Source organism: Rhizobium sp. BK212 (genome assembly GCF_014197475.1).
GTDB classification, from domain to species: domain Bacteria; phylum Pseudomonadota; class Alphaproteobacteria; order Rhizobiales; family Rhizobiaceae; genus Rhizobium; species Rhizobium anhuiense.
This window is the reverse complement of the sequence record NZ_JACIFS010000019.1, coordinates 20,544-27,449: the sequence shown is the minus strand read 5'-3', so window position 1 is coordinate 27,449 and position 6,906 is coordinate 20,544. Positions and strand designations below refer to the sequence as shown.

The 6,906-nt window shown below is 61.8% G+C and carries 5 protein-coding genes; 3 read left to right on the top strand and 2 right to left on the bottom strand.

Annotated features, from left to right (window positions below; translation table 11 throughout):
• Positions 1-146, bottom strand: a 146-nt coding sequence (locus tag FHT79_RS31775) for an FAD-binding protein (RefSeq protein WP_183904719.1), incomplete at its 3' end; no start/stop codon positions are given.
• A gap of 251 nt (positions 147-397) precedes the next feature.
• Here FHT79_RS31775 and FHT79_RS31770 point away from each other — a divergent pair.
• Positions 398-1,186 (top strand): SDR family oxidoreductase, encoded by a 789-nt coding sequence (locus FHT79_RS31770; RefSeq protein WP_097596415.1) that lies wholly within the window; start codon positions 398-400, stop codon positions 1,184-1,186.
• 10 nt (positions 1,187-1,196) lie between these two features.
• Here FHT79_RS31770 and FHT79_RS31765 read toward each other — a convergent pair whose 3' ends face one another.
• Complete coding sequence (locus FHT79_RS31765; protein ID WP_063474868.1) at positions 1,197-2,075, bottom strand: aminoglycoside phosphotransferase family protein; 879 nt, start codon at positions 2,073-2,075, stop codon at positions 1,197-1,199.
• Between the two features lie 297 nt (positions 2,076-2,372).
• Here FHT79_RS31765 and FHT79_RS31760 point away from each other — a divergent pair, with 297 nt between their 5' ends.
• The gene (locus FHT79_RS31760) at positions 2,373-3,674 is read left to right on the top strand and encodes an efflux RND transporter periplasmic adaptor subunit (RefSeq protein WP_097596416.1); all 1,302 of its coding nucleotides are present in this window, start codon (positions 2,373-2,375) and stop codon (positions 3,672-3,674) included.
• Complete coding sequence (locus FHT79_RS31755) at positions 3,671-6,787, top strand: efflux RND transporter permease subunit (protein ID WP_183904718.1); 3,117 nt, start codon at positions 3,671-3,673, stop codon at positions 6,785-6,787. Before FHT79_RS31760 ends, FHT79_RS31755 begins: the two co-directional genes overlap by 4 nt.
• Positions 6,788-6,906 lie beyond the last annotated feature (119 nt).

Below are 6,906 nucleotides of genomic sequence, written 5' to 3'. Positions count from 1 at the left end.
GAGCCTTTTTCCAGCACCACGACCGAGAGTTCCGGATTGACCTGCTTCAGCCGGATCGCCGCCGCAAGACCGGCCGGACCGGCGCCGACGATCACAACGTCGAATTCCATGCTCTCGCGTTCGGGCAGATCAGTCGTCTCGGTCATTCACTCGTCTCCGCTTGGCCGCACGCGGCCGTCATCCCCGTCATGGCACTTTCTTGTCAAAACGAGAAAGCATTGTCGAGCCGGGATACGACAGCCAATCTTCCAATTCGCACAATGATATGCCTCACCAGTCAGAATTATATAACGTTTACGTCAACGTCAATTATCAAACGCCACCAACCCGGCGACATTCCCTTTCCTTTTCCGCCGCCTGCGCCTTATACATCGCTGGAAAAATATCGGAGGATATCATGGATCTCGGCATCACAGGCAAACGGGCGCTTGTCCTCGCCTCCTCGCGCGGCCTCGGCCTCGGCATCGCCGTGGCGCTGGCGCGGGAAGGCGCGAACGTGCTGCTCTGCGGGCGCAGCGGCGAACAGCTGGAAGCCAATTGCAAGGCGATCAACAGCGAAGGCAAAGGCCGGGCCGACTGGATCTGGGCCGATCTCGGCGACGAACGCTTCGTCGAGATGGCGACGACGGCGGTGAAGGAAAAGTTCGGCGGGCTCGATATCCTCGTCAACAATACCGGCGGACCGACGCCGGGCACGACGGAGGAGATGACGAGCGAAAAGCTCGAGACCTATTTCTTCTCCATGGTCGCCCGCGTGATCACGCTCACCAACGCGCTGCTGCCCGGCATGAAGGCGCAGAGCTGGGGCCGCATCCTGACGGTTGCCTCATCCGGCGTGATCGAACCGATCGCCAATCTGGCGCTGTCGAATACGCTGCGCCCCGCCCTTGCCGGCTGGAGCAAGACGCTTGCCTCCGAAGTCGCAGGCTTCGGCATCACCACCAACCTGCTCCTGCCGGGTAGCATCCTGACGGCACGGCTAGACGATCTCGATGGGGCTGCGGCTAAGCGAACGGGCAAGAGCCTCGAGGAAATCCGCGCCGACAAGGAAGCGCGCATTCCGGTCGGCCGCTACGGCAAGGTGGAGGAATTTGCCGCAACGGCTGCCTTCCTGTGCAGCCAGCCGGCAAGCTACATCACCGGCTCGCTCATCCGCTGCGACGGCGGCGCGGCACGGTCCGTCTGACCATCGCCTCTCAGCCGACGCGGGCGGCCGCCGCCCATGTCGCCACACTTCGGATCATCTGTTCGACGTTCGCCGGATCGTCCGCCAGTTCGGCGAGTTCGGAAAGGCGATGGAAACCCGTCAGGATCGCAATGCGCCGCCGGTCGAGCCTGCGTCCGGTCAGCATTTCATATGCCGATACGATGCGGGCGGTCAGATCGGGCGAGATGAAGTTCGAATAGATGAATTCCTGGTGCAACGGGCCAAAGCCTGAATCGGCAAAATCATAAATGCCGTTCAGCCGCTTTTGCCTATGGTCGAAGGCCATGTTCCAGCCATGGCCGTCGAAGAAGCCGTAGATGCTGCCAAAAGGATCGGGCGGCAAGGCTTCGAAATCGGAAATGATGGCCTGGGCAAAGCTCTTGATGTCCGGCGGCAGCAGCGGCAAGGCCCTCGTTCGCACCGCCTCCGGCGATTGCCATGGCTGAATGGGGCCGGCACCGGCCGAGCGCAGCCGATCGGCATCGAGCACGTGCAACTCGGCGTAAAAACGGGCGAGATCTTCTGCGAGGTGCTGACGATCGCCTTCGCGAAGCGCGTCGTAATCTTCGGCAATGAGATGCTCGCCGTCTAGCTTGGCATGGCTGGAGAAGATCGGCGGCCCGTCATGAATGCGCATGTCTGGAACCGCCATCGACAGCGACGGACGAACGATGTCGAGCAAGGCGGCTTCCTTCTGAAGCGCTCTCTCCGCGCCGAGATTGCGGGGAAACTTGAAGATCAGCGTGTCATCGACGTCGACCGCCATCGAATCCCAGCCCTTCGCCGCCAGCTTGAAGACGGAGGCCGTGAGTTCAGGAAATACGCTTGTGATGAGGGAGCGAAACTCGCTGGCATCCAACTCAGTCATGACGACCTGCCTTCTCTGGTTTTTTCCCCGTGTTCTTCCCGCGCGATGGACGGCATGCAGATCGACATTATCGCCGGGCAAACCGCCTGCGCATCGGCCATCGGGTTACACTGGATCTATATTAGTATAGTTTGAATATTACGGAATATTCATTACAAAAATTTAAGCCGTTATAACCACTTAGTGATCGCGCTCCGGGAATTATGTCTTTTTTGCGCCGCAATATAAGCGGCTCAATCAGAGCATAAAATTCGCAACCTTGCCCCCCGCAACCTTGCCCAAAGACCGGTCTCGCCCATGAAGAAATTTTGGATCACCGTCAGCGTTATCGCAGTTGCCGCCGTCGGCGTCTGGCAATTCGGGAATCTGATCCCTTATGCCTCCCGCATCCCCTACCTCTCGCAGTTCATCAAGCAGCCGGCAGCCGGCAATGGCGGCGGGCAGCAGGCCGATCAGGCGCAAACCGATCAAGCGCAGAACGGTGGGCAACATCAGGGCGGTGGGCGCAGACGCGGCGGTGGTGGCCCGACCGTCGTCAAAACAGTCGCAGCGGTGAAAACGACGCTGCCGACGGATGTGACCGCTTCCGGCTGGGCCGATGCCGATGACAATACGACCATCGCTGCCCAGGAACAGGGCCTGATCGTCAGCATCCATGCGCAGGATGGGGCAACCGTCAAAGCCGGCGACCTGATCGCCAAGCTGGACGACCGGACGGCCAAGGCGGCTGTCGACAAGGACAATGCGATGATCGTGCGCGACAGGGCAACCCTGTCGGAATCCGAGACCGCATTGACGCGCGCGCAGGATCTCTTCAACCAGAAGGCCGGGACCCAGCAGAGCCTCGACCAGGCGGTCGCCGCCCGCGACACCGCCGCTGCCACCGTCGATGCCGACAAGGCCGCGCTTGCCTCCGATCAGATCATCCTCGAGAACACCGACATCCGCGCTCCCTTCGACGGCCGGCTCGGCGATATCGCCATCAGCAAGGGCGCCTTCCTCAATGCCGGCTCGGCAATCGTCACCATCGCGAAATACGATCCGATCTATGTGAAATTCCACCTGCAGGAGCGCTATCTGCGTGAGCTGAAGAAAGCTCTGGCAGCCGGTCCGGTCGAGGTCAGCACCGCGCCCAGTTCCGCCAAGGGCCAGGTCAGGAAGGGCGAGATCAGCTTCTACGACAACACCGTCGACACGGCATCGGGCACGATCCTCGCCAAGGCGAAATTCGAGAATGCTTCCGGCGCTCTCTGGCCCGGCCAGTCGGTCAACATCGTGGTGCATTTCAACAACGACGAACAGCAGGTGGTGGTGCCGACGGTTGCCGTCAGCCCCGGTCCCGAGGGTTTCTTCGCCTTCGTCGCCAAGGACGGCAAATCGCATCTGACTCCCGTCACCATCGCCCGCGCAAATGGCGGCTTCACCGCCATAGAATCCGGCCTTCAGGCTGGCGACCATGTCGTCGTCGAGGGCCAGGGCCAGTTGAGCGACCAGCAGGCGATCAACGAGCAGTTCGACGAAAAGACGCTTGATGTCGCCTCCGCCGAAGAGCCTCGGCAGCAGCAGTCCGAGACGATCACGGTCGGAGCTCAGCAATGATCCCCAATTTCTGTATCCAGCGCCCTGTCGCGACGACGCTGCTTGCCATTGGCGTCATTCTGGCCGGCCTTGCCGGTTACCAACTCGTGCCGGTCGCGGCCCTGCCGCAGGTCGACTTTCCCACGATCAACGTTTCGGCGCAGTTGAGCGGCGCCTCGCCCCAGACGATGGCGACCTCGGTTGCGACGCCGCTGATCAAGCAGTTCGAGACCATTCCCGGGATCAGCGAAATCAGCGCCTCCAGTTCGCTCGGCAGCACCAGCATCGTCCTGCAGTTCGACCTCAACCGCGATATCGACGCGGCCGCAGCCGACGTGCAGGCGGCAATCTCGCATGCGACCCGGCAACTGCCCGACAACCTGACGACGCCGCCGAGCTATCGCAAGACGAACCCGGCCGATGCGCCGGTAATGTTGCTCTCGGTGCAGAGCAACACCATGCCGCGCAGCAAGCTCGACGAGATCGCCGAGGACATCATCTCGCCATCGCTTTCCACGCTTCCCGGCGTTGCCCAGGTCAGCGTCTATGGCGCCCAGACCTACGCCGTGCGCGTCGAGGTCGACCCCAACAAGCTTTTGACCCGCGGCATCGGCATCGACACCGTCAACAAGGCGCTTGCTGCCGCCAACAGCCAGCAGCCCGTGGGAACGCTGCAGAACAATTCGCAGAGCATGACCATTACGGCGAATACGCAGCGCATTAACGCCGAACAGTTCCGCTCGCTGGTCATTGCCAATCCGAACGGCGCGCCGATCCACCTTGGCGACATCGCCGATGTGCAGGACAGCGTCGAGAACCAGTATACCGGCAGCTGGTATGATGGCCAGCGCGGCATCATCCTCGCCATCCAGCGTCAGCCGGATGCCAACACGGTCGATGTGGTCGATGCGATCAACGCCAAGCTGCCGCAGCTTCACGCCGAAATTCCGCCTTCGGTCAACACCGTGGTCATGAACGACGCGGCAAAACCCATTCGCGCCGCCATCGCCGACGTGAAGTTCACGCTGCTCCTGACGATCGGTCTCGTCGTTCTCGTCATCTACCTCTTCACCGGCCACGCCACGGCAACGATCATTCCGGGACTTGCCGTTCCGTTGTCGCTGATCTCGACCTTCGGCATGATGTATGTGCTCGGCTACAGCATCGACAACATTTCGCTCCTGGGGCTGACGCTCGCGGTGGGGCTGGTGGTGGACGACGCGATCGTCATGCTCGAGAACATTCTGCGCCATGTCGAGGAAGGCATGCCGGTGCGGGAAGCGGCGATCAAGGGTGCGGGCGAAGTCAGCTACACCATCATTTCCATGTCGGTTTCGCTCATCGCCGTCTTCATCCCGATCCTGCTGATGGGCGGCGTCGTCGGCCGCGTGTTCAACGAATTCGGCATGGTGGTCGCCATCGCCATCATCTCGTCGGCCGTGGTCTCGCTGACCGTGACACCCATGCTCGGCTCGCGTCTCTCCAACAATCACAGCCGCCCGCCGCTGCTCATCCGCATCTTCGATGCCGGCTTCGAGCGGACGCTCAACGGCTACGACCGGGCGGTCGGCTGGTGCCTTCGACATCGCCTGACCATCCTCGGGATTTTCCTCGGCTCGGTGGCGCTGACGGTCTATTTCTTCATGACGCTGCCGACGAGCTTCTTTCCGCAGGAAGATATCGGCCGCCTGACGATCAGCACGCAGGCCCGCCAGGATATTTCCTATTCCGCCATGGAGGCGCTGCAGCAGCAGGCGGCAGCGGCCGTCAAGGCCAACCCGGCGGTCAACCACGTGATGTCGACGATCGGCGGCAACCCGAACAAACCGCAGAACAACGGCTCGATGTTCGTCGAACTCAAGGACAAGACGGAGCGCCCGCCGCTCGACCAGACGCTGCGCGAACTGCGCACGGCGATCAACAAGATCCCCGGACTGCAGGCCTTCGTGACGCCGAACCAGAGCCTGCGCTTCGGCGGCCGCCAGACCGCCAGCCAGTATCAGCTGGTGGTGCAGGCGCTGAGTGCCGATCAGACCAACCTCTGGGCCGGCAAGATCCAGGCGGCGATGCGCAAGGACCGGCTGTTCACCGACGTGACGTCGGACGCCCAGAACAACGCGCTGCAGGCCAATATCGTCATCGATACCGAGCGGGCAGCAGCCTACGGTATCGACAACGACACGCTGCGTACGACGCTGCAGGAATCCTTCAGCGGCTATTCAGCGGCGGAAATCCAGTCGACCGGCGACAGCTACGACGTGATCGTCGAATACGACACCAGCAAACCCTGGGACGACCAGAAGCTCTCGGAGATCCGTGTCGCCTCGTCCAATGGCAGCCTGGTGCCGCTTTCGAACTTCGCGCATGTCCAGCGCACCACCGGCCCGGTCACCATCAACCAGACGGGCCAGTTGGTCTCGACCACCGTTTCCTTCAACCTGCCGGAAGGCGTCTCGCTCAGCGATGCGACGGCGGCGATCGATCAGATCAAGAAGGACATCGCCACGCCGGCCGACGTCTTCACCTCCTATGGCGGCACGGCTGAGATCTTCGAGCAGTCGCAGGGCAATACGCCCTATCTGATCCTGGCGGCCATTCTGACCATCTATGTCGTGCTCGGCGTGCTCTATGAAAGCTTCATCCATCCGCTCACCATCCTCTCCGGCCTGCCGGCCGCGGCCTTCGGTGCGCTGCTGGCTCTGAAGATCATGGGTTTCGACCTGTCGATCATCGCCCTTATCGGCCTGTTGATGCTGATCGGCATCGTCAAGAAGAACGCGATCATGATGATCGACGTGGCGGTGGAGACCATGCGCACGACCGGAGAAAAGGCGACAGCGGCGATCCACGAGGCCTGCGTGCGACGCTTCCGACCGATCATGATGACGACCTTCTGCGCCCTGCTCGGCGCCCTGCCGATCGCGCTCGGCACCGGCGCAAGCTCGGAGCTGCGCCAGCCTCTCGGCATCGCCGTCGTCGGCGGCCTTGTTGTCTCGCAGATGCTGACACTGTTCATCACCCCCGTCATCTTCGTCGAGATGGACCGCTTCGGAAACTACCTCGGCCGGCTGATCGGCCAGAAGAAGGTCGAGGAGCCGAAGGTGCAGGAGGTAAGGGCGATGGCTGCCGAGTGATGACGGCCCTCTGAGTTCGGCATTGCCGATCAGCCCTTGCGGCGCACTTCTTCTTCCAACCGGGAGAGGAAGTGCGCCGCGATCACATCAACTTCCACTCCTCTTGAATGTGTCACGCC